Genomic DNA, 19978 nt, shown 5'->3' on the forward strand with positions numbered 1-19978 from the left:
CCCTCCGGTTATAGCAGGCGCCGGCTTGCTTTCGCCACCTCGCGCCCTACCATGAACCGGACGGCGACACGCATCGCACAGGAGCCCAGCCATGGAACTGACGGTCGTACCGGTCACCAAGCCGGAAGCCACTAACTTCATCCTGGGGCAGTCGCACTTCATCAAGACTGTCGAAGACCTGCACGAAGCGCTGGTAAGCACGGTGCCCGGCATCCGCTTCGGACTGGCGTTCTGCGAGGCCTCGGGCAAGCGCCTGGTGCGTTGGTCGGGCACCGACGAGAGCCTGATCGACCTCGCCTGCGAGAACGCGCGCGCGATCGGCGCGGGGCACAGCTTCCTGATCTTCCTCGGCGACGGCTTCTTTCCGGTGAACGTGCTGGGTGCGGTGCGGGCGGTGCCGGAGGTGTGCCGGATCTACTGCGCCACGGCCAACCCGACGCAGGTGATCGTGGCACAGACCGATGCCGGGCGCGGTGTCATGGGCGTGATCGATGGCGCCTCGCCGCTGGGGATAGAGACGGAGGCCGATGTGGCCGAGCGCAAGGCGCTGTTGCGCAAGATCGGCTACAAGCTGTAGCCGCGCCGCTCAGGACCGCGCTGCCTGTACGGTCGAAACAGGCGGCACATCGTCTTCCTTCATCCGGCTGCGGTTAAGCACGCCGGCCTGCTCCAGTACCGGATAGGAAGTCGCGCAGAACAGAGAATTCAGCCGCTTCAGCTCGCTGATCACGTCCAGGTGCAGCGAGCTGGTCTCGATGCTTTCCGCGGTTTGCACCGCCACGCGCTGCAGATGGGTGCGCGCGTACTTGCGCTCCAATTCGCGGAAGTTCGCCTTCTCCGCCATCAGCGCCTGCGCGCTCTTGAGGTCGCCGTTGAGAAACACCGACAAACCCAGCCGCAGGTTGGCGACCAGGCGCGCGTGCATTTCGGCGATCTCCTGCATGCCGGCCTCGGAGAACATCAGGTTGTGGGCGATCTTCTTGTCCTTGGTGTCGAGCAGGATGCGCTCGATGATATCGCCAGCGTGCTCCAGGTTGATGGTGAGCGAGATGATCTCGGTCCAGCGCTGGCCGTCGCGCTCGTCCAGCGCTTCCAGGCTGATGCGGGTCAGGTAGAGCTTGATCGCGGTGTAGAGGTCGTCGACCTCGTTGTCGATGCGGCAGGTGGCGGTGGCCAGCTTGGCATCGTTGGTGCGCAGCACGCGCAGCATGTTGTCCAGCATCTGCTCGATGCGGTCGCCAATGCGCAGCACCTCGCGCGCGGCGTTGGACAGCGCCAGCGCGGGCGTGGACAGCGCGGCGGTATCGAGATGCCGCGGCGTGACCTGGCTGTCGCCGGTATTGCGCCCCGGCAGCACGCGCTCGCACAGCCGCGCCAGCGGCGCCGTGGCGCCGAGCAGCAGCACCGCCAGCGCGACATTGAACAGCAGGTGGAAGTTGACGATCAGCCGTTGCGGCTCATGGTCGACCAGCGCCAGCAGTTCCTCGGCCTGGCCCAGCAGTGGCAGCGCGATCAGGCAGCCAAGCAGGCGCGACAGCAGGTTGCCCAGGGTCACGCGCTTGCCCGGCTGGTTATTGCCGGAAGTGGTCAGCAGCGCCGACACGCCCGAGCCCAGGTTGGCCCCCAGCACCAGCGCCAGCGCCACGTGGATCGACACCACGCCAGCCGAGGCCAGCGCGCCGCAGAACAGCACCACGGCCAGGCTGGAATAGCACAGGATGGTCAGGAAGGCCCCGACCAGCATGTCCAGCCCCGAATCACCGGTCAGCGAGGCGAACAGCACCTTGACGCCCGCGGCCTGCACCACCGGCCGGGTCGCGATCGAGATCAGTTCCAGCGCCAGCGTGATCAGGCCCAGGCCGATCAGCACGCGGCCCACATGGCCGGGCTTGCTGCCCTTCCAGGTCAGGTGGCAGATCACGCCGACGAAGATCAGCAGCGGCGACAGCCACGACAGGTCCAGCGAGAACACCTGCACCATCAGCGCGGTGCCGACGTTGGCGCCCAGCATGATCGCCAGCGCCGGCGCCACGGCAATCAGGCCCTGGCCGACGAAGGAACTGACGATGACCGCGGTGGCATTGCTGCTCTGGACCAGGCCGGTGACGCCCAGGCCAGCAAGAAAGGCGGTGAAGCGGTTGGAGACGCTGGTCGACAGCACGTGGCGCAGGTTGGCGCCGTAGACGCGCAGGATGCCGACCTTGACGATGTTGGTGCCCCAGACGAGCAGGGCAACGCCTGATAACAGGTGAAGGAGAACGCCCATGGTGCGCCTTTGTGTGACCGGTGCCGAATACTGAACGGAGGCTCCGCCCGGTCATCGTGTCGTTGTCAAGGGCTCATTATGCGCCTGGGCCCCGGCACCGGCAACGCCATGGCCCCGCGCTGCGGGCCGCTTGCAACACGGCAGCGCCGCCGTCGGCAGCCACGGCGACGATGCGGCAGCGCAGCGTGCGCCGGCTGCGAGCGGCGCGGCTCAGGGCAGCGCGACCTTGATGCCGAGCCCGACGAAGATGGCCCCGGCGGCCCGGTCCAGCCAGCGCCCCGTGGCCGGCCGGCGGCGCAGCCATCCGCCCAGCCAGCCCGCGCACAGCCCGAACAGCGAGAACACCACCGCGGTCTCCAGCATGAAGACCACCCCCAGCAGCAGGAACTGCAGCCCGGGGTGCGCCGCATCGGCACGCACGAACTGCGGCAGGAACACCAGGAAGAACAGTGTCACCTTGGGGTTCATCATGTTGCCCAGCACACTTTGGCGGAACACGCGCGCCAGCGGCACGGCGTCGACATCGCCGCCCTGTGCCAGCCCACCCTTCGCCCGCAGCGCCTGGATGCCGATCCAGATCAGGTAGGCGGCGCCGGCGTACTTGATCAGCTGGAACGCCAGCGGCGACGAGCGCAGCACCGCGGCCAGCCCGACCGCGGCAATCACGGTATGGAACAGGCATCCGACCGAAAAGCCCAGCGCCGCCACCAGTCCCGCGCGCCGCCCCTGCGCCATGCCGCGCGCCAGCACCTGCAGGTTGTCCGGCCCGGGGGCCACGGTCACGGCGACGGAGGTCAGCAGGAACAGCAGCAAGTCAGGCATGAAAATTCCTTGCGAGGGTTTCGGTGCGGGCACGCATCGCTCAGTGCCCCTCGAACTTGCACACGGTGAACAACGGCAGACCGGCGCCGTGCAGCAGCTTCGATCCGCCCAGTTCCGGCAGGTCGACGATGGCGGCACCCTCCACCACCGTCGCACCCAGGCGCTCCAGCAGCTTGCGTCCGGCCATCATGGTGCCGCCGGTGGCGATCAGGTCGTCGACCAGCAGCACGCGGTCGCCGGCCTTGCAGGCGTCGGCGTGGATCTCGACCGTGGCACTGCCGTACTCCAGTTCGTATTCCTCGGCCACGGTCTGGAACGGCAGCTTGCCCTTTTTGCGGATCGGCACGAACCCCAGGTTCAGCTCATACGCGACGATCGCGCCCAGGATAAAGCCGCGCGCATCGATGCCGGCGACCAGGTCCAGTTGCGCATCCATATAGCGGTGCACGAACACGTCGATCAGCACGCGCAGGGTCTTGGGGTTCTGCAGCAGCGGCGTGATGTCGCGGAACATCACGCCCGGCTGGGGCCAGTCCGGCACGGTTCGGATGCGCTCGCGCAGGTAGCCGGTGACGTCGCCAAGGTCGGGGGACTGGGTGATGGAATCTGCCATGGAGGTCGGGGAACGAAGGCGCGGCGCGCCGGTAAGAAAGCGGTGGCAGCCGGATGCGGCCGGCGCGGTAGCCAGTTACCACCCGCGCCACCGGGCCGCCAAGCAAAATGGCCAGACCGGCGGCCCGGACCGGCCTGCCGCGTCCGGCACCCGCCGGACACCCGTAACCATACAGGAGACCACGATGGCAAAAAAGATTCTGATGCTGGTGGGCGACTACGCCGAGGACTACGAAACCATGGTGCCGTTCCAGGCGCTGCAGATGGTGGGCCACGCCGTTCACGCGGTGTGCCCCGACAAGCAGGCGGGCGACGCCTGCGCCACCGCGATCCACGATTTCGAGGGTGACCAGACCTACAGCGAGAAGCGCGGCCACAACTTCACCCTCAACGCCACCTTCGCCGAGATCGACCCGGCCGGCTACGACGCGCTGGTCATCCCCGGCGGCCGCGCCCCCGAGTACCTGCGCCTGAACGCGCGCGTGCTGGAGATCGTGCGGCATTTCGCCCAGGCCGGCAAGCCCATCGCCGCGGTGTGCCATGGCGCCCAGTTGCTGGCGGCAGCGGGCGTACTGGAAGGCAAGACCTGCTCCGCCTACCCCGCCTGCGCGCCCGAAGTGAAGCTGGCCGGCGGCACCTATGCCGATATCCCGGTCGACCAGGCCCACACCGACGGCAACCTCGTCACCGCCCCGGCGTGGCCGGCGCATCCGGCCTGGCTGGCGCAGTTCCTTGCGGTGCTGGGCACGCGGATCGTACATTAGTGCTTTCCGCACGCGGCGCCCCACCCGTGACGCATGGCTTGCCGGCCCGGCCGGCCATGCCCAGCCTGCCCACCGCGCCGCTCGCCAGGGAGCCTTTGATGTGTGAAATCTTTATCCGCGCCAATCCGGCGTCGTACCAGAGCCAGTCGCGCTCGCTGCGCCTGCACGGCGCGGCCACCAGCATCCGGCTGGAAAGCCTGTTCTGGGAAGTCCTGGAAGAACTGGCGCAGCGCGACGGCATGACCGTCAACCAGCTGATCACGCGCCTGCACGACGAACTGACCGAACACCGCGGCAGCGAGGCCGTCGCGGCCAATTTCTCGTCTTTCCTGCGGGTGTGCTGCCTGCGCTACCTGATGCTGCAGGGCGAAGGCCGCATCCCGGCCAGTCGCGACGTGCCGATCCGCTCCCTGGACCCTCGCGTGGTGCTCGACAACCTGCCCGATTCCTGGGTCGAGCCGCGGCCGCACTGAACCCCGCGCCGAGCCGGCGGCGCGCTCCTGCCCGTGCCGGCGCTCAGCCGTTCAGGATGCTTGTCTCGGCGGCCTCCAGCGCCTCGGGCGGGCCGCGCAGCACGACGATATCGCCGGGCTCCAGCACGGTTTCGGGCTGCGGGTCGAAGGCGCGGATGCCGCGCCGGCGCACCGCTGTCACCTCGACCCCGATGCGCTCCAGCCCCAGCACGCCCAGGCGCCTGCCCACCGCGGTGGACTGCGGCCCGAGCGACACGGAATGCAGCCGCACCGACTCGCGCTCGACCATGTCCTCTTCGTCGTCGCGGCCGTGGAAATAGCCGCGCAGCAGGCTGTAGCGCGCGTCGCGCGCCTGCTGCACGCCGCGCACCACCCGGCGCATCGGCACGCCCAGCAGCACCAGCGCGTGCGACGCCAGCATCAGGCTGCCTTCGATGATCTCGGGCACCACCTCGGTGGCGCCGGCCTTCTGCAGCGTGTCCAGTTCGGAATCGTCGACCGTGCGCACGATCACCGGCAGCGCCGGCGCCAGCTCCTGGACATGGTGCAGCACCTTCAGCGCCGACTGCGTGTTGGCATAGGTCACGACCACCGCGGCGGCACGGTGGATACCCGCGGCAATCAGGGCCTCGCGCCGGGCCGCGTCGCCGTAGACCACGGTATCGCCCGCGCTGGCGGCCTCGCGCACGCGGTCGGGGTCCAGGTCGAGCGCCACATAGTTGATGCCCTCGCGCTCGAGCATGTGCGCCAGGTTCTGTCCGCTGCGGCCGAAGCCGCAGATGATGGCGTGCTTCTCGGTCTGCAGGCTTTGCGCGGCGATGCGGGTCATGTTCAGCGACTGCATCAGCCATTCGTTGGCGGCAAAGCGCAGCACGATGGCGTCGCTGTACTGGATCAGAAACGGCGCGGCCAGCATCGACAGCAGCATCGACGCCAGGATCACCTGGATCAGCACCGGATCGACCAGGTTCAGGCCGTCGATCTGGTTCAGCAGCACGAAGCCGAACTCGCCCGCCTGCGCCAGCCCCAGCCCGGTGCGGATGGCCACGCCCTGGCGCGAGCCGAACACCCGCGCCAGCACCGTGATCAGCACCAGCTTGAACAGCACCGGCACCACCAGCAGCGCCAGCACCAGCCAGATGTGGTCCAGCACCACGCGGATATTGAGCAGCATGCCGATGGTGACGAAGAACAGCCCCAGCAGCACGTCGCGGAACGGCTTGATGTCTTCCTCCACCTGGTGGCGGTACGGCGTCTCGGAGATCAGCATGCCCGCCATGAAGGCCCCCAGCGCCATCGACAGGCCCAGCCGCTCGGTCAGCGCCGCCATGCCCAGCGTCACCAGCAGCAGGTTCAGCATGAACAGTTCCTGCGAGCGGCGTGCCGCCACCACATGGAACCAGCGGCTCATCAGGCGCTGGCCGAGGAAGAAGATGGCGCCCAGCGCGACCACGATCTTGAGCGTGGCCAGGCCGAGCGCCTTCATCAGGTCGCCCGGATCCTGCGACAGCGCCGGAATGACGATCAGCAGCGGCACCACCGCCAGGTCCTGGAACAGCAAGATGCTGATGATATTGCGCCCGTGCTCGCTCTCCAGCTCCATGCGCTCGGACAGCATCTTGGACACGATGGCGGTGGAAGACATGGCCAGGGCCCCGCCCAGCGCCACCGAGGCCTGCCAGGACAGCGGGAACAGCCAGTTGAACGCCCAGCTCGCCGGCACCACCGCCAGCATCGACAGCACCACCTGCGAGCCGCCCAGGCCGAACACCAGCCGCTTCATCGCGCGCAGCTTGGCCAGGCTGAATTCCAGCCCGATCGAGAACATCAGGAAGACCACGCCGAACTCGGCCAGGTACTTGGTCTGCGCGGTGTCGCTGGCCAGCCCCAGCGCATGCGGGCCAATCAGGATGCCGACGGCCAGGTAGCCCAGCATGGGCGGCAGCTGCAGCATGCGGAATGCGACCACGCCGAACACGGCGGCGGCCAGCAGCACCAGGGTCAGTTCCAGCGGAGAATGCATCAAGGCGGTCAGGGTGACCGGTGAGGCGCGCGGCCGACCCGGCACGGGCACCCAGCCGGCGGACATACGGCGAGCACGGGCGAGCACGACGCACGCCATGGGCCGGGCCAGGTGCCGTCGCATTCGTTGGTATACTTCGTCGCCATGATAGCCAATTTCGATGCGGATCGAGCACTCAGGCTCGCCCGCGACACACTCCAGACTGAAGCCGACGCGGTTTCCGCACTTTCCGCCCGCCTGAACGGCGACTTTGCCCATGCCGTGCAGCTGATCCTGCAATGCACCGGGCGCGTGGTCGTTTCCGGCATCGGCAAGTCCGGCCATATCGGGCGCAAGGTTGCGGCCACGCTGGCCTCGACCGGCACCCCCGCGTTCTTCGTGCACCCCGCCGAGGCCAGCCACGGCGACCTCGGCATGGTCACGCGCGACGACGTTCTGATCGCCTTCTCCAATTCCGGCGAGACCGGCGAGCTGCTGTCGATCATCCCGATCGTCAAGCGCATCGGCGCGCGCCTGATCTCGGTCACCGGCAACCCGGCGTCCAACCTCGCCAAGCTGGCCGACGTCCACCTGGACGCGGCGGTCGAGAAGGAAGCCTGCCCGCTGAACCTGGCGCCGACCGCCAGCACCACCGCCGCGCTGGCGCTGGGCGACGCGCTCGCGGTAGCAGTGCTCGATGCGCGCGGCTTCGGCGAGGAAGATTTCGCCCGCTCGCACCCCGGCGGCGCGCTCGGACGCAAGCTGCTGACCCACGTGCGCGACGTGATGCGCACCGGCAACGCCGTGCCCGAGGTGCGCGAAAGCACGCCGCTGGCCCAGGCGCTGATGGAAATCACCCGCAAGGGCATGGCCATGACCGCGGTGGTCGATCCCGACGGGCGCGCCATCGGCGTGTTCACCGACGGCGACCTGCGCCGCCTGCTGGAAACCCCGCGCGACTGGAAGACCGTGCCGATCGGCGAGGTCATGCACCGCAACCCGCACGTGGTCAACCAGGATCGGCTGGCGGTGGAAGCCGTGCAGGTGATGGAAGCCAACCGCATCAACCAGTTGCTGGTGGTGGACGACGAAGGGCGCCTGACCGGCGCGCTGCATATCCACGACCTGACCCGCGCCAAGGTCATCTGAGCGGCCGCGGGCCGCCACCACCAGGATTACGCCAAGGACACCATGCAGGCACTCCTCGCCTCCCTCAGCGGCATCGTCATGCGGCTGCTGCCGCTGCTGCTGATGGCCTTCGTGGCGGGCAGCACGTTCTGGCTGGTCCAGATCAACTCCCCCAAGGAAGACCAGGCCGCGCAGGCCACCAAGAAGCACGAGCCGGATTACTTCATGGACCGCTTCTCGGCCACCGAGCTGGCGCTGGACGGCAGCACCAAGATCCGCTTCACCGGCGAGCGCATGGTCCATTTCGAGGATGACCAGACCTACGAGGTCACGCGTCCCGCCATGCGCGCCTATGAGCCGGACCGCCCGCCGGTGACCGCGCGTGCCGACACCGGCCGCATGAACGCCGAAGGCACGGTGATCGACCTGTACGGCAATGGCTACGTGCTGCGCCAGCAGGGCACGGACCCGTCCAAGGACCCGCAACTGACCGCGGCGTCGAGCTATTTCCAGCTGCTGGTCAATGACGACATCGTCAAGACCGACAAGCCGGTCAAGCTGACGCGCGGCCCGTCGGTCATGACCGCCAACGGCCTGATCTTCAACAACGTCACTCGCGAAGTACAATTGCTCGGCAATGTACGCGGCACCATCATCACCGGGCCGTCGCCGGGCCGGGCGCCAGGGTCCTGAGCCCCGCGCCGCGCGCACCAATTTCCGCGCAATCCGCACCATCACGCATCCAGACGCCCTCAAGCAACCCTGTTAACATGACCGCTTCCCTGACGACATCGTCCCGTCGACGCACCGCCCCGGCCCTGCTCGCGCTGGCCATGGCCTTCGGCCTGCTGGCCCAGCCTGCTTTTGCCGAGCGCGCGGACCGCGACAAGCCGATGGTGCTCGAGGCGGACAACGCCAGCTACGACGACGTCAAGCAGATCTATACGCTGAGCGGCAACGTGGTGCTGACCAAGGGCACCATGATCCTGAAGTCCGACGCCGCCGAACTGCGCACCGACCCGGAGGGCTACCAGTTCGCCGTGGCCACCTCGAAGCAGGGCAAGCAAGCCTATATCCGCCAGAAACGCGAAGGCGTCGACGAATACATCGACGGCTGGGGCGACCGCATCGAATACGACGGCAAGCAGGAATTCTCCAAGCTGATCGGCAACGCCCGCATGGCGCGGTTGCAGGGCGCCAAGCAACTCGACGAGATCCGCGGCGCGGTGCTGACCTACGACAGCCGCAAGGAACTCTACACTGCCGCCGGCGGCGGCAGCGGCGATGCCGCGGCAGCCAATCCGTCCGGCCGGGTGCGCGCGGTGCTGTCGCCGCGCCAGGACCAGAAGTCCGGCGCCGCGGGCGGCGGCGGCTCGCCGCTGGACCTGAAGCCCGCGCCCGCGCCCGCCAACAAACCCTGACGCCAGTGGCCGGCCCCCGCGCCGGCGACTGCCACGCCTGAACGCCTGACCGTACCCATGACCGATAACGCCACCCTCGCCGAGAAGCCTTCCGTCGCAGCCAACGCCGTCCTGCCCGGTGGCAGCACGCTGGTCGTGCGCCACCTGAAGAAGCGCTATGGCTCGCGCACGGTGGTCAAGGACGTCTCGCTCGACGTGAAGAGCGGCGAGGTGGTCGGCCTGCTCGGCCCCAATGGCGCCGGCAAGACCACGTCGTTCTACATGATCGTTGGCCTGGTGGCCCTGGACGAAGGCGACATCGTGCTCGACGGCGACCACATCAGCGGCCTGCCGATCCACGAGCGCGCGCGCATGGGGCTGTCGTACCTGCCGCAGGAAGCCTCGGTGTTCCGCAAGCTCAATGTCGAGGAAAATATCCGCGCGGTGCTGGAGCTGCAGCAGGACCAGGGCAAGCCGCTGGCCAAGGCCGAGATCGAGCGTCGCCTGGATTCCCTGCTGGACGATCTGCAGATTGCCCACCTGCGCAACAACCCGGCACTGTCGCTGTCCGGCGGCGAGCGCCGCCGCGTTGAAATCGCCCGCGCACTGGCGTCATCGCCGCGCTTTATCCTGCTGGACGAACCCTTCGCCGGCGTGGACCCGATTGCCGTGGGCGAGATCCAGCGCATCGTCAGCTTCCTCAAGGCACGCAATATCGGCGTGCTGATCACCGACCACAACGTGCGCGAGACGCTCGGCATCTGCGATCACGCCTACATCATCAGCGAAGGCACGGTGCTGGCTTCGGGCCAGCCGGAAGACATCATTGCCAATGACGCCGTGCGGCGCGTCTATCTGGGCGAGAACTTCCGCATGTGACAAGGCGGCCGCCCCGCGCGGGCGGCCCTGGCGGCGTGGCAGAGAGCCAGCGGCGATCACGGCGCATCAGCGATAGCAATTTCCGTTCCAACATCGGAAAGATGCGCATAAAATAGGTCGCATGAAACCGTCGCTACAGCTTCGCCTCTCCCAGCACCTGGCACTGACTCCGCAGCTGCAACAGTCGATCCGGCTGCTGCAGCTTTCCACGCTGGAACTGCAGCAGGAAGTCGAACAGGCGCTGACCGAAAACCCGCTGCTCGAACGAGAGAACGACTGGATCGAAAGCCCGCTGCGCGTGGCGGCCGATGGCTCGGTCAACTTACAGAGCGCCCCCGCGCCCGCCCCGGCCGAGCCCCAGGGCAATGGCGACGCGCGCGCCGACGGCGCCGCCGATGACAGCTACGGCGACAACAGCAGCGGCGACGACTACAGCAATGGCGACTGGAGCCTGGACGACTTCGCCCGGCGCCCGCAAGGCGACGAAGATGAAAAGACGCCGATGCAGCTGCGCGATGCCGAGCCCACGCTGCGCGAATACCTGATGGAGCAGTTGACACCGCTGAAGATCTCGGCGCGCGACAAGGGTCTCGCCATCTTCCTGATCGAATCCCTCGATGACGATGGCTACCTGAGCGCCTCGCTCGAAGAGATTTTCGCGGAACTGCCCGAAGAGCTCGAGTTCGACCCCGACGAAGTCCACGCCATCCTGACCCTGCTGCAGAGCTTCGATCCGCCCGGCGTGGGCGCGCGCAATGCCGCCGAATGCCTGGCGCTGCAATTGCGCCGCCTGACCCACCCGCAGCGCGAACTGGCGCTGACCATCGTTACCCATCACCTGGAACTGCTTGCGGTACGCGACTACACGCGGCTGAAGAAGGCACTGCAGGTCGATGAAGTCGCGCTGAAGGCCGCGCACGACCTGATCCGCTCGCTGGCCCCCTACCCGGGCCATGCGTACAGCCGCCCCGAAGCCGATTTCGTGGTGCCCGACGTGTTCGTGCGCAAAGGCAGCGGCGGCTGGACCGCGCAGCTCAATCCCGATGTGATGCCGAGGCTGCGCATCAACGATATGTATGCGCAGATCCTGCGCGGCGCCAAGGGCGAAACCGGCACCGCGGGGCTGCAACAGAAGCTGCAGGAGGCGCGCTGGCTGATCAAGAACATCCAGCAAAGGTTCGACACCATCCTGCGTGTCTCGCAGGCCATTGTCGAGCGTCAAAAGAACTTTTTCACCCACGGTGAAATCGCCATGCGCCCCTTGGTTTTGCGGGAGATTGCCGATACACTGGGTTTACACGAGTCAACCATCTCCCGGGTGACGACCAATAAATACATGGCTACACCGATGGGTACTTTCGAATTGAAGTACTTCTTCGGTAGCCACGTGTCCACCGAAACCGGTGGCGCGGCTTCATCAACGGCCATCCGCGCCTTGATCAAGCAACTGATAGGAGCCGAAGACCCGAGGAATCCCCTTTCCGACAGTCGCATCGCCGAACTGCTGGGTGAGCAAGGCTTCGTTGTCGCACGCCGCACCGTTGCCAAATATCGCGAAGCCCTGAAGATCCCCGCAGTGAATCTCCGCAAGTCTTTGTAGCCGAGCCCACCGCCTGCCTGGTGAGGCTCTTTCAGAAGGAGAAGCGCTATGAACTTCAAGATCAGTGGACACCACCTGGACATCACGCCCCCTCTGCGTGAGTACGTGGAAACGAAGCTGGAGCGAATCGTCAGGCATTTCGATCAAGTCATTGGCGTTAGCGTGCTGCTCTCTGTCGACAATCACAAGGAAAAGGACCGGCGCCAGTACGCGGAAATCAATCTGCATCTCAAGGGCAAGGACATCTTTGTCGAGGCGCATCACGAAGACCTGTATGCGGCGATCGACGCACTCGTCGACAAGCTGGACCGTCAGGTGATTCGCTACAAGGATCGCGTGCAAGGCCACGACCGCGAAGCGGTCAAGTACCAGATGGCCGCCGCGCAAATGCAGCAGTAACCGTGCCCGGCAGCCCGAAACGGGCTGCTGAACCAGGATTCCACAGGCAAGCCGCGCCGCGAAGCGCGGCTTTTTTGCGCCTTGGCGCCGGCTCGGCTGTGGCAGCGGAGCCAACCCTGTCACGCATAGGAACCCGAGGTGTTCGCAAGCGCAGCGCCAAGGTGTATGCTGCGCCATACAAAGAGAGAGAAAATCGTGGCCGCGCCTGCTCGCGCTGCACCGCACAATGCGAGCCGAGCCGCTGCTCTATAATGGGCCGGACGCCTCCCAGCCGCGCCGGCGGCGGCCAGGGAGCCGTCCGTTGCCCGGCGGAACGGTCCGCCCGCTAACTGAAATCCTGCGCATCGCCCATGAATCGTTTGGCCAAATTGCTGCCACCCGGCAACATCACCCTCGACGTCAGCGTCACCAGCAAGAAGCGTGTGTTCGAGCAGGCCGGCCTCCTCTTCGAGAACAATCATGGCGTGGCGCGCGCCATCGTGACCGATAACTTGTTCGCGCGCGAGTCGCTGGGCTCGACCGGACTCGGCGCCGGCGTGGCGATCCCGCACGGGCGCATCAAGGGCCTCAAGCAACCCCTGGCCGCCTTTATGCGGCTGGGCGAGCCGATTCCGTTCGAATCGCCGGACGGCAAGCCGGTTTCGCTGCTGATCTTCCTGCTGGTGCCGGAACAGGCCACGCAGCAGCACCTGGAAATTCTGTCCGAGATCGCACAACTGCTGTCGGATCGCGACATGCGCGAGGGCCTGGCGACACTGCCCACGCCCGATGCCGTGCATGAACTGCTGATCGCATGGCATCCCTGATCCACTGATTCCCCAGAGCGGGCCGGCACCAGACCGGGCAGGCGCCACGCGCTTCGCAGTCCGCCTTACCAGTCAACCCGCATGGAACTCACCGGCGTCACCTCCCAGTCTATCTTCGACGACAACGCAGCCGACCTCAAACTCTCGTGGGTCGCCGGCCTGGAAGGCGCGGACCGCGCCTTTGACGTAGAGTTCGCCCGCGAAGCGACCTCCGCCGCAGACCTGGTGGGCCACCTCAACCTGATCCACCCGAACCGGATCCAGGTGCTTGGCAAACCCGAGATCACGTACTACCAGCGGCTGGACGACGAGACCCGCAAGCGCCAGATGGGCGAGCTGATCCTGCTGGAGCCGCCCTTCCTGGTGATCGCCGACGGCATGGAGCCGCCTCCGGACCTGGAACTGCGCTGCACGCGCTCGTCGACGCCCCTGTTCACTACGCCGGTGTCGTCCGCGGCGGTGATCGACCACCTGCGCCTGTACCTGTCGCGCATCTCGGCGCCGCGCGTGACCATGCATGGCGTATTTCTCGACATCCTGGGCATGGGCGTGCTGATCATGGGCGAATCGGGACTGGGCAAGAGCGAACTTGGCCTGGAACTGATCTCGCGCGGCCACGGGCTGGTGGCCGACGACGCGGTCGATTTCGTCCGGCTCGGGCCCGACTTCATCGAAGGCCGCTGTCCGCCGCTGCTGCAGAACCTGCTCGAAGTGCGCGGCCTGGGGCTGCTCGACATCAAGACCATCTTCGGCGAGACCGCGGTGCGGCGGAAGATGAAGATCAAGCTGGTGGTGCAGCTGGTGCGGCGCAACGATGGCGAGTTCGAGCGGCTGCCGCTGGATTCGCAATACCTGGACGTGCTCGGGCTGCCGATCCACATGGTCAAGATCCAGGTTGCGGCCGGCCGCAACCTTGCCGTGCTGGTCGAGGCCGCCGTGCGCAACACCATCCTGCGCCTGCGCGGCATCGACACGCTGCGCGATTTCATGGATCGCCAGCGCGCCGCGATGCAGGCCGATGCTGTCTCGCGCGGGCAGGGTCGGCTGCTCTAACGCCACCGCCGACCGCGGCTTTCAATTGCTTACAACGGCGTAGCAACCTCCCGTCAACGTTTGTCAGGCATGCTTCGTTTTGTGCTGTAATGGGCATCACGCCCGTTACCTGAGCTGCAACGCCGACCCCGGCGCGCGGCCATGAAGTTTTCCACCCCCGAGGAGAGCAAGCATGAAGACCCTGATTGCAATATGCGCGCTGGTGACCCCCTTGTTCGCGGCCAGCGCATTTGCGCAGACCGCCACGCCGGCCACACCCGCTTCGCCGGCCAAGCCATCCGCGACCGCCCCGGCAACGCCTGCGATGCCCGCCACGCCTGCTACCCCGGCCAATCCGGACAAGCCAGCGGCCAATACCCAGCAAGACAAAATGAAGTCTTGCAACACGCAAGCCTCCGGCAAGAAAGGCGATGAACGCAAGGCGTTCATGAAGGAATGCCTGTCGAAATCGGGCGCACCGAAGACCCAGCAGGACAAGATGGCTTCGTGCAGCAAGTCCGGCAAGGGCAAGAAGGGCGACGAATACAAGGCCTACATGAAGGAATGCCTGTCGAAGGCAGCCTGAGCGCCGCCACTGGCGAAGCAGCATGGCGAACCGGAAGGTTCGCCATTTTTATTGGTGTCAACGTGCTGTCATGACGCAGCCAGCACCTGATGCTATGCTTCAGGTGCTATGCGCATCATCCTCATCACCGGCATATCCGGTTCCGGCAAGTCCGTCGCACTGAACGTCCTGGAAGATGCAGGCTATTACTGCGTCGACAACTTGCCAGCCCAGTTCATCCCTGAACTGACCCGCTACCTCGACAGCCAGGGCTATACGCACCTGGGCGTGGCCACCGACATCCGCAGCCGGGAATCGCTGGACCAGTTGCCCGACACCGTGCGCGCGCTGGCCCCCGAGCACAAGGTCGAGGTCATTTTCCTGACCGCCAGCACCGATGCCCTGGTGCAGCGCTACTCCGAAACGCGCCGGCGCCACCCTCTGTCGGCGCGCACCGACGGCGCCGCTCCGGGCGAAGCCCCGGCCTTCAATGACACGGCGCTGATGGAAGCGATCGAGATGGAGCGCGCGCTGCTGAGCCCGCTGGCCGAAGCCGCGCACCGGATCGACACCAGCAATGTGCGCACCAATACGCTGCGCAGCTGGATCAAGGAGCTGATCCGCGACGACAGCCAGCGGCTGACGCTGCTGTTCGAATCGTTCGGCTTCAAGCACGGCGTGCCCAGCGACGCCGACATGGTGTTCGACGTGCGTTCGCTGCCCAATCCGTACTACGACCTGGCGCTGCGGCCGCTGACGGGCCGCGACACGCCGGTGATCGACTTCCTGCAGGCCCAGCCAATGGTGCTGGCGATGGCCGAGGATATCCGCGCCTACGTGGAAAAGTGGCTACCAAGCTTCATCGCCGACAACCGCAGCTACCTGACCGTGGCGATCGGCTGCACCGGCGGCCAGCATCGCTCGGTCTATATTGCGGAAAGGCTGGCCAACTATTTCCGGGCACATGGTAATGTGCTGGTCAGACACCGAGAGCTCGCACCGGCGGGCTGACGCACGCGGCATGGCCGCCCGGGCTTCACCGGGCACCTGAGCGCAGCGTCGGCCTGGCGGCCCAAATGCTGCGCGACCCCAAGCCTGCACGCATGTCCTCGACCGACCTCTACCGTCCCACAGGGTCAGAAGACCCGCCCCGGACGCTCGACAACCTGCCGCTGTTCCCGTTGCACACGGTGCTGTTTCCCGGTGGGCGGCTGCCGCTGCGCGTGTTCGAGGCGCGCTATGTCGACATGGTGCGCAACTGCCTGCGCGACAGCGCGCCATTCGGCGTGTGCCTGATCGCCAGCGGCGACGAAGTGGCCCGGCCCAACCAGGCCACCGTGCCCGAGCTGGTCGGCTGCCTGGCCGAGATCGTCGACTGCAACATGGAGCAACTTGGCGTGCTGCTGATTCGCGCGCGCGGCCGCGAGCGCTTCCATATCCTCAGCCATGAAACCCGCGACGACGGCTTGATGGTGGCGCGCGCCGAGCAGCTCCCGCCCGACATCATCGACTGCAAGCTCGAATTGCTGGGCGAATGCCTGGACGCGCTGCGCCGCATCGTCACGCGGCTGCACGCCGAGCAGCCCGACCGGCTGCCTTTCGACGAGCCCTACCTGTGGGACGACCCGAGCTGGGTTGCCAACCGGCTGTGCGAGCTGCTGCCGGTGCCGCTGAAGGCCAAGCAAATGCTGATGGCCTTGCCCGACGCCGGCATGCGCATCGAGATCGTGCACCGCTACATGCGCCAGAACCACATGCTGTAGGCGGCGTTCCGCCCTGCCCCAAGTTCAGAACAAGCCCACCCGCGCCTGGTCTTCCAGCAGCCGGCGCACTGGCGCGGGCGTGCCTACCGCATCGAGATCGTCGAGCGAAAGCCAGCGTAGGCCGGATGGCGCCGCGCGGTCCTGCTCCAGCAGGTTGGCATCGCCCGCGCTCAGGTCAACGCGGATCGCGCGGATCAGCAGGCGGAAGTGCGTGAACACATGGGTCAGCTCGCCGCTCAGCGCAGCGCGCGCGGGCGTGCCGAAAGCGCGCGCGTAGTCGAGCGCCCGGGTCTCGGCGTCTTCAGCATCGAACGGCACGGTGTCGACCGGCATCTCGGGCAGGCTCCACAGGCCGCCCCAGATGCCGCTGTCCGGACGCAGGCGCAGCAGCACTTTGCGCTCGCGCCGCACCAGCAGCATCACCGTGCTGCGCTCGGGGATGGCTGCGCGCGCCCTGGGTGTGGGCAGCACGCCGGTCAGGCCGTCGCGGCGCGCCACGCAATCGGCCGACAGCGGGCACGCGCTCGCATCGGCCAGGCAGGCCGGCTTGCCGCGCGAGCACACCGTCGCGCCCAGGTCCATCAGGCCCTGCGTATAGGCCACCATGTCCTCGGCCTGGCGCGGGCCTGACGCCGGCAAGGCCTGTTCCGCCAGCTGCCACATGCGCGTTTCCACCGCGCGCTGGCCCGGATGGCCATGGATGCCGAAGCAGCGCGCGAACACACGCTTGACGTTGCCGTCCAGGATCGGCGAGCGCACCCCCGCGCTGAACGCGGCAATGGCCGCCGCGGTGGAGCGGCCGATGCCCGGCAACGTAACCAGCACCGCGGGATCCGTGGGGAAGCGGCCGCCGTGCTCGCTGACCACCTGCATGGCGCAGCGATGCAGATTGCGCGCGCGCGAGTAATAGCCCAGCCCGGCCCACAGCGCCATCACCTGGTCGGCAGGCGCCGCCGCCAAGTCCTGCACCGTGGGCAGCTGCGCCACAAAACGCTGGAAATAGTCGATCACCGCGGTGACCTGGGTCTGCTGCAGCATGATCTCGGACAGCCAGATGCGGTACGGATCGCGGGTGTTCTGCCACGGCAGGTCGTGCCGTCCATGCTGTCGCTGCCAGTCGACCACGCGCGCGCCGAAGCCGGGCGGCACGCAGAGGTCATCGGGCAGGGCGGGAAGGGTGCGGGGGGCTGGTTTGCGGGGCATCGGTGTGCAACGGCCTGGCGCGCGGACATGGAGTCGGCGCGCCAAAGAAAAAGGCGCCGCAAGGCGCGGCGCCACATGATATACCGTCCCGCAAAGCGGGCTAGGCCACCGCCAGACTGGTGCTGTCGGAGCCTGCCGCCGGCCGCATCAGCCGCTGGACAAAGCCTTCGATGCGCCCGCTGCGTTCGTCCAGCCCGTTCAGCACTTCCTCCAGCTCGGCGATGCGGCTTTCCAGCGTGTCGGTGGCTTCATGGATGCGTTCGATCGAATCGACACGCCGGCGCAGTTGCTTCTGGTGTTCGCGCACCTGCGCCTCCAGCGGCGTCATCACCGACTTGAGCCAGACTTCGATATCGCGGTTCAGGCCACGGAAATTCTCCAGCACGCGGCTGGCCATGGTGTTGAACGCGCTTTGCACCAGTTGCGGGCGCGACCGCGTCAGCATGCTGATCGTGCCGAAATGCGCCTGCACCAGCCGCAGCGTCTCCTGCAGCTCGGCCAGGTAGCGCTCGGCGGTGAACTGCATCGGCGCGGGCAGCGTGAAGCCGTGCTCGGCATTGAAGCGCCGGTACATGCTTTCGATCAGTTGGTGCAGCTGGCCGATCTTGTTGTCGGCATCGCTCACCAGCCCGCTCAGCTGCGCGAACAATGCCTCCATGTCCTCGCGCAGCCCGCGCGAGAAGAAGCGCTCCTTCATCTGCTCGCGCGCGCTGCGCATGGTGCGGCGCACGTCGCGCAATTGCAGGCTCTTGATGATGTCGGCACTGTGCCGGCCAAAGACCAGGCGCAGCGCCTGGAACTTGCTGATGCTCTGTTCGAATTCGTCCTTCTCGCCCTGCACCCGCATCAGCATGTGCTTGACCATCGCATGGTTCTTGCCGCGCAGGCCGCGCAGTTCGAACAGCTGCTCGACGATGTCGCGGCGGCGGCTCTGCAGCAGCTGCTGCGCGGCGCGCGCCATGTCCTGCACCAGCCGGTACACCTGGTCCGAGACGATCTCGCGCCGGCGCGGAATCAGCTGGTCCGACAGCACGTGCTCGAATTCCGGCAGGCCGCTGCGCGCGAGCAAGCCATCGTCATGCGTGACCTTGGCCACCAGCCCCTTCTGCGCCGACACCGGATACACGCGCGACTGGTCGATGCCCAGCACCTGCGCCGTGGTCGACACCTGCCGCGCGATCTCCTGCGCGATCTCTTCCGGCTGGCGCAGCGGATCCCACAGCCCGTCGATCTTGTTCAGCACCGCCAGGCAGCCGCGCCGGTGCCCGGCGCCGACATGGCTGCGCCACAGCTCCAGGTCGCTCTTGGTCACGCCCGCGTCGGCGGCCAGCACAAATACCACCACATGCGCATCCGGAATCAGCCGCAGCGTCAACTCGGGCTCGGTGCCGATCGCGTTCAGCCCTGGCGTGTCGAGGATCACCAGGCCCTGGCGCAGCAGCGGGTGCGGAAAATTGATGACGGCGTGGCGCCAGCGCGAGATCTCGACCATGCCCTCGGCGTCGACCGCGTAGGCGGCATCGGGATCGTTCTCGTGGTACAGCCCCAGCGCCTCGGCCTGCTCGGGCGGCACGCGCATGGTCTGCACCACATGCTGGAATGCCTCCAGCATGCCCTCGGGCGAGGACGGATCGAGCGGCACCGAATGCCAGTGCGACGCCGACGTGCCGGCCTCGAGGAAGTCAGCGGTCGAGGCGTCCTGCAGGCGCGTCTCGATCGGCAGCAGGCGGATGCTGGGCGGCTCGGCCTCGTCGTAGCGCAGTTCGGTCGGGCACATGGTGGTGCGCCCCGCCGACGACGGCAGGATGCGGCGCCCGTAGTCGGCAAAGAAGATGGCGTTGATCAGCTCGCTCTTGCCGCGCGAGAACTCGGCGATGAAGGCGACCTTGAGGCGGTCGCTGCGCAGCACGCTATGGATGCGCTGCACGCGCTCGTCGGCCTGCGCATCGTACAGGTCGTGCTGCTGCAGCCACGACTGGAATTCGGCCAGTGACTGGAGGACTTCGGTTCTCCAGGCGCCGTATTGTTCGAATTGGTGGGCGAGCGTTGTCATGGACCTGTTGGGCTGACTTGGTTTTACCTCGGGGCGGCCACCCTGTGCGGCATGCCCGTGGTCACGCAATGCCGGTCCGCGCCCTTTCTGCATGGCATGCGGCCGGCCATTTTGTAACTTTTTATGACTGCGCACACGATACAGGTTTCCACGGCGCTTTTGTGGAATTCGCGCCCCTCGGACGGCGGCGGCCACGCCAGTGTTGCGCCGA

Annotated in this window: 20 protein-coding genes; 14 read left to right on the forward strand and 6 right to left on the reverse strand. The window is 66.9% G+C overall.

Features of this window, described 5'->3' with window-relative positions; all coding sequences use genetic code 11:
* Positions 1-91 precede the first annotated feature (91 nt).
* Entirely contained in the window at positions 92-577 is a 486-nt protein-coding gene (locus E5S69_RS06840) for an adenosine-specific kinase (protein WP_171514257.1), read from the forward strand.
* A gap of 9 nt (positions 578-586) precedes the next feature.
* Here the strand turns inward: E5S69_RS06840 and E5S69_RS06845 are convergent, their stop codons facing one another.
* The 3 genes from E5S69_RS06845 to E5S69_RS06855 form a co-directional block, all read right to left on the reverse strand.
* Entirely contained in the window at positions 587-2266 is a 1680-nt protein-coding gene (locus E5S69_RS06845; protein WP_171514258.1) for a Na/Pi cotransporter family protein, read from the reverse strand.
* 210 nt (positions 2267-2476) lie between these two features.
* Positions 2477-3088: a LysE family translocator gene (locus tag E5S69_RS06850; RefSeq protein WP_171514259.1), complete on the reverse strand. Its 612-nt coding sequence runs from the start codon at positions 3086-3088 to the stop codon at positions 2477-2479.
* Positions 3089-3128: 40 nt separating this feature from the next.
* A complete protein-coding gene (locus E5S69_RS06855; RefSeq protein ID WP_171514260.1) occupies positions 3129-3701 on the reverse strand; it encodes an adenine phosphoribosyltransferase in 573 nt (190 codons plus the stop codon).
* 184 nt (positions 3702-3885) lie between these two features.
* On the opposite strand from E5S69_RS06855, the gene E5S69_RS06860 reads away from it, so the two are divergent.
* Both E5S69_RS06860 and E5S69_RS06865 read left to right on the forward strand, forming a co-directional pair.
* Complete coding sequence (locus E5S69_RS06860) at positions 3886-4464, forward strand: DJ-1/PfpI family protein (protein ID WP_171514261.1); 579 nt, start codon at positions 3886-3888, stop codon at positions 4462-4464.
* Positions 4465-4562: 98 nt separating this feature from the next.
* On the forward strand, positions 4563-4937 hold the full coding sequence (locus E5S69_RS06865; protein WP_171514262.1) for a ribbon-helix-helix domain-containing protein: 375 nt from the start codon (positions 4563-4565) through the stop codon (positions 4935-4937).
* Between the two features lie 43 nt (positions 4938-4980).
* On the opposite strand, the gene E5S69_RS06870 is transcribed toward E5S69_RS06865, so the two are convergent.
* The gene (locus E5S69_RS06870; RefSeq protein ID WP_171514263.1) at positions 4981-6960 is read right to left on the reverse strand and encodes a monovalent cation:proton antiporter-2 (CPA2) family protein; all 1980 of its coding nucleotides are present in this window, start codon (positions 6958-6960) and stop codon (positions 4981-4983) included.
* A 144-nt stretch (positions 6961-7104) separates the two neighbouring features.
* Here E5S69_RS06870 and E5S69_RS06875 point away from each other — a divergent pair, with 144 nt between their 5' ends.
* The 11 genes from E5S69_RS06875 (at position 7105) to E5S69_RS06925 (ending at position 16511) form a co-directional block, all read left to right on the forward strand.
* Positions 7105-8088, forward strand: coding sequence for a KpsF/GutQ family sugar-phosphate isomerase (locus tag E5S69_RS06875; RefSeq protein WP_171514264.1), 984 nt, complete (start codon positions 7105-7107; stop codon positions 8086-8088).
* A gap of 42 nt (positions 8089-8130) precedes the next feature.
* A complete protein-coding gene (gene lptC, locus E5S69_RS06880; RefSeq protein WP_171514265.1) occupies positions 8131-8760 on the forward strand; it encodes an LPS export ABC transporter periplasmic protein LptC in 630 nt (209 codons plus the stop codon).
* Between the two features lie 77 nt (positions 8761-8837).
* Positions 8838-9488, forward strand: coding sequence for a lipopolysaccharide transport periplasmic protein LptA (gene lptA, locus E5S69_RS06885; RefSeq protein ID WP_171514266.1), 651 nt, complete (start codon positions 8838-8840; stop codon positions 9486-9488).
* A 57-nt stretch (positions 9489-9545) separates the two neighbouring features.
* Positions 9546-10346: an LPS export ABC transporter ATP-binding protein gene (gene lptB / locus E5S69_RS06890; protein WP_171514267.1), complete on the forward strand. Its 801-nt coding sequence runs from the start codon at positions 9546-9548 to the stop codon at positions 10344-10346.
* Positions 10347-10467: 121 nt separating this feature from the next.
* Complete coding sequence (locus E5S69_RS06895) at positions 10468-11946, forward strand: RNA polymerase factor sigma-54 (RefSeq protein WP_171514268.1); 1479 nt, start codon at positions 10468-10470, stop codon at positions 11944-11946.
* A gap of 48 nt (positions 11947-11994) precedes the next feature.
* On the forward strand, positions 11995-12345 hold the full coding sequence (gene hpf, locus E5S69_RS06900; protein ID WP_010814386.1) for a ribosome hibernation-promoting factor, HPF/YfiA family: 351 nt from the start codon (positions 11995-11997) through the stop codon (positions 12343-12345).
* A gap of 350 nt (positions 12346-12695) precedes the next feature.
* Complete coding sequence (locus E5S69_RS06905; protein WP_171514269.1) at positions 12696-13151, forward strand: PTS sugar transporter subunit IIA; 456 nt, start codon at positions 12696-12698, stop codon at positions 13149-13151.
* Positions 13152-13232: 81 nt separating this feature from the next.
* Entirely contained in the window at positions 13233-14204 is a 972-nt protein-coding gene (gene hprK, locus E5S69_RS06910) for an HPr(Ser) kinase/phosphatase (protein ID WP_012351664.1), read from the forward strand.
* Between the two features lie 172 nt (positions 14205-14376).
* Positions 14377-14769: a PsiF family protein gene (locus E5S69_RS06915; RefSeq protein ID WP_171514270.1), complete on the forward strand. Its 393-nt coding sequence runs from the start codon at positions 14377-14379 to the stop codon at positions 14767-14769.
* A gap of 108 nt (positions 14770-14877) precedes the next feature.
* Entirely contained in the window at positions 14878-15759 is an 882-nt protein-coding gene (gene rapZ / locus E5S69_RS06920; protein WP_171514271.1) for an RNase adapter RapZ, read from the forward strand.
* A gap of 92 nt (positions 15760-15851) precedes the next feature.
* Complete coding sequence (locus E5S69_RS06925; protein WP_171514457.1) at positions 15852-16511, forward strand: LON peptidase substrate-binding domain-containing protein; 660 nt, start codon at positions 15852-15854, stop codon at positions 16509-16511.
* A 24-nt stretch (positions 16512-16535) separates the two neighbouring features.
* On the opposite strand, the gene mutY is transcribed toward E5S69_RS06925, so the two are convergent.
* Positions 16536-17714 (reverse strand): A/G-specific adenine glycosylase, encoded by a 1179-nt coding sequence (gene mutY, locus E5S69_RS06930; protein WP_171514272.1) that lies wholly within the window; start codon positions 17712-17714, stop codon positions 16536-16538.
* 100 nt (positions 17715-17814) lie between these two features.
* Complete coding sequence (locus E5S69_RS06935; protein ID WP_171514273.1) at positions 17815-19767, reverse strand: dynamin family protein; 1953 nt, start codon at positions 19765-19767, stop codon at positions 17815-17817.
* Positions 19768-19978 lie beyond the last annotated feature (211 nt).

Source organism: Cupriavidus necator (assembly GCF_013141915.1).
Lineage (GTDB): Bacteria > Pseudomonadota > Gammaproteobacteria > Burkholderiales > Burkholderiaceae > Cupriavidus > Cupriavidus necator_B.

What these genes read in the sequence shown, in the direction of transcription:
- E5S69_RS06840 (WP_171514257.1), top strand. Translation starts at nt 92, where the DNA reads ATGGAACTGACGGTCGTACCGGTCACCAAGCCGGAAGCCACTAACTTC.
- E5S69_RS06845 (WP_171514258.1), bottom strand. Translation starts at nt 2,266, where the DNA reads ATGGGCGTTCTCCTTCACCTGTTATCAGGCGTTGCCCTGCTCGTCTGG.
- E5S69_RS06850 (WP_171514259.1), bottom strand. Translation starts at nt 3,088, where the DNA reads ATGCCTGACTTGCTGCTGTTCCTGCTGACCTCCGTCGCCGTGACCGTG.
- E5S69_RS06855 (WP_171514260.1), bottom strand. Translation starts at nt 3,701, where the DNA reads ATGGCAGATTCCATCACCCAGTCCCCCGACCTTGGCGACGTCACCGGC.
- E5S69_RS06860 (WP_171514261.1), top strand. Translation starts at nt 3,886, where the DNA reads ATGGCAAAAAAGATTCTGATGCTGGTGGGCGACTACGCCGAGGACTAC.
- E5S69_RS06865 (WP_171514262.1), top strand. Translation starts at nt 4,563, where the DNA reads ATGTGTGAAATCTTTATCCGCGCCAATCCGGCGTCGTACCAGAGCCAG.
- E5S69_RS06870 (WP_171514263.1), bottom strand. Translation starts at nt 6,960, where the DNA reads ATGCATTCTCCGCTGGAACTGACCCTGGTGCTGCTGGCCGCCGCCGTG.
- E5S69_RS06875 (WP_171514264.1), top strand. Translation starts at nt 7,105, where the DNA reads ATGATAGCCAATTTCGATGCGGATCGAGCACTCAGGCTCGCCCGCGAC.
- lptC (WP_171514265.1), top strand. Translation starts at nt 8,131, where the DNA reads ATGCAGGCACTCCTCGCCTCCCTCAGCGGCATCGTCATGCGGCTGCTG.
- lptA (WP_171514266.1), top strand. Translation starts at nt 8,838, where the DNA reads ATGACCGCTTCCCTGACGACATCGTCCCGTCGACGCACCGCCCCGGCC.
- lptB (WP_171514267.1), top strand. Translation starts at nt 9,546, where the DNA reads ATGACCGATAACGCCACCCTCGCCGAGAAGCCTTCCGTCGCAGCCAAC.
- E5S69_RS06895 (WP_171514268.1), top strand. Translation starts at nt 10,468, where the DNA reads ATGAAACCGTCGCTACAGCTTCGCCTCTCCCAGCACCTGGCACTGACT.
- hpf (WP_010814386.1), top strand. Translation starts at nt 11,995, where the DNA reads ATGAACTTCAAGATCAGTGGACACCACCTGGACATCACGCCCCCTCTG.
- E5S69_RS06905 (WP_171514269.1), top strand. Translation starts at nt 12,696, where the DNA reads ATGAATCGTTTGGCCAAATTGCTGCCACCCGGCAACATCACCCTCGAC.
- hprK (WP_012351664.1), top strand. Translation starts at nt 13,233, where the DNA reads ATGGAACTCACCGGCGTCACCTCCCAGTCTATCTTCGACGACAACGCA.
- E5S69_RS06915 (WP_171514270.1), top strand. Translation starts at nt 14,377, where the DNA reads ATGAAGACCCTGATTGCAATATGCGCGCTGGTGACCCCCTTGTTCGCG.
- rapZ (WP_171514271.1), top strand. Translation starts at nt 14,878, where the DNA reads ATGCGCATCATCCTCATCACCGGCATATCCGGTTCCGGCAAGTCCGTC.
- E5S69_RS06925 (WP_171514457.1), top strand. Translation starts at nt 15,852, where the DNA reads ATGTCCTCGACCGACCTCTACCGTCCCACAGGGTCAGAAGACCCGCCC.
- mutY (WP_171514272.1), bottom strand. Translation starts at nt 17,714, where the DNA reads ATGCCCCGCAAACCAGCCCCCCGCACCCTTCCCGCCCTGCCCGATGAC.
- E5S69_RS06935 (WP_171514273.1), bottom strand. Translation starts at nt 19,767, where the DNA reads ATGACAACGCTCGCCCACCAATTCGAACAATACGGCGCCTGGAGAACC.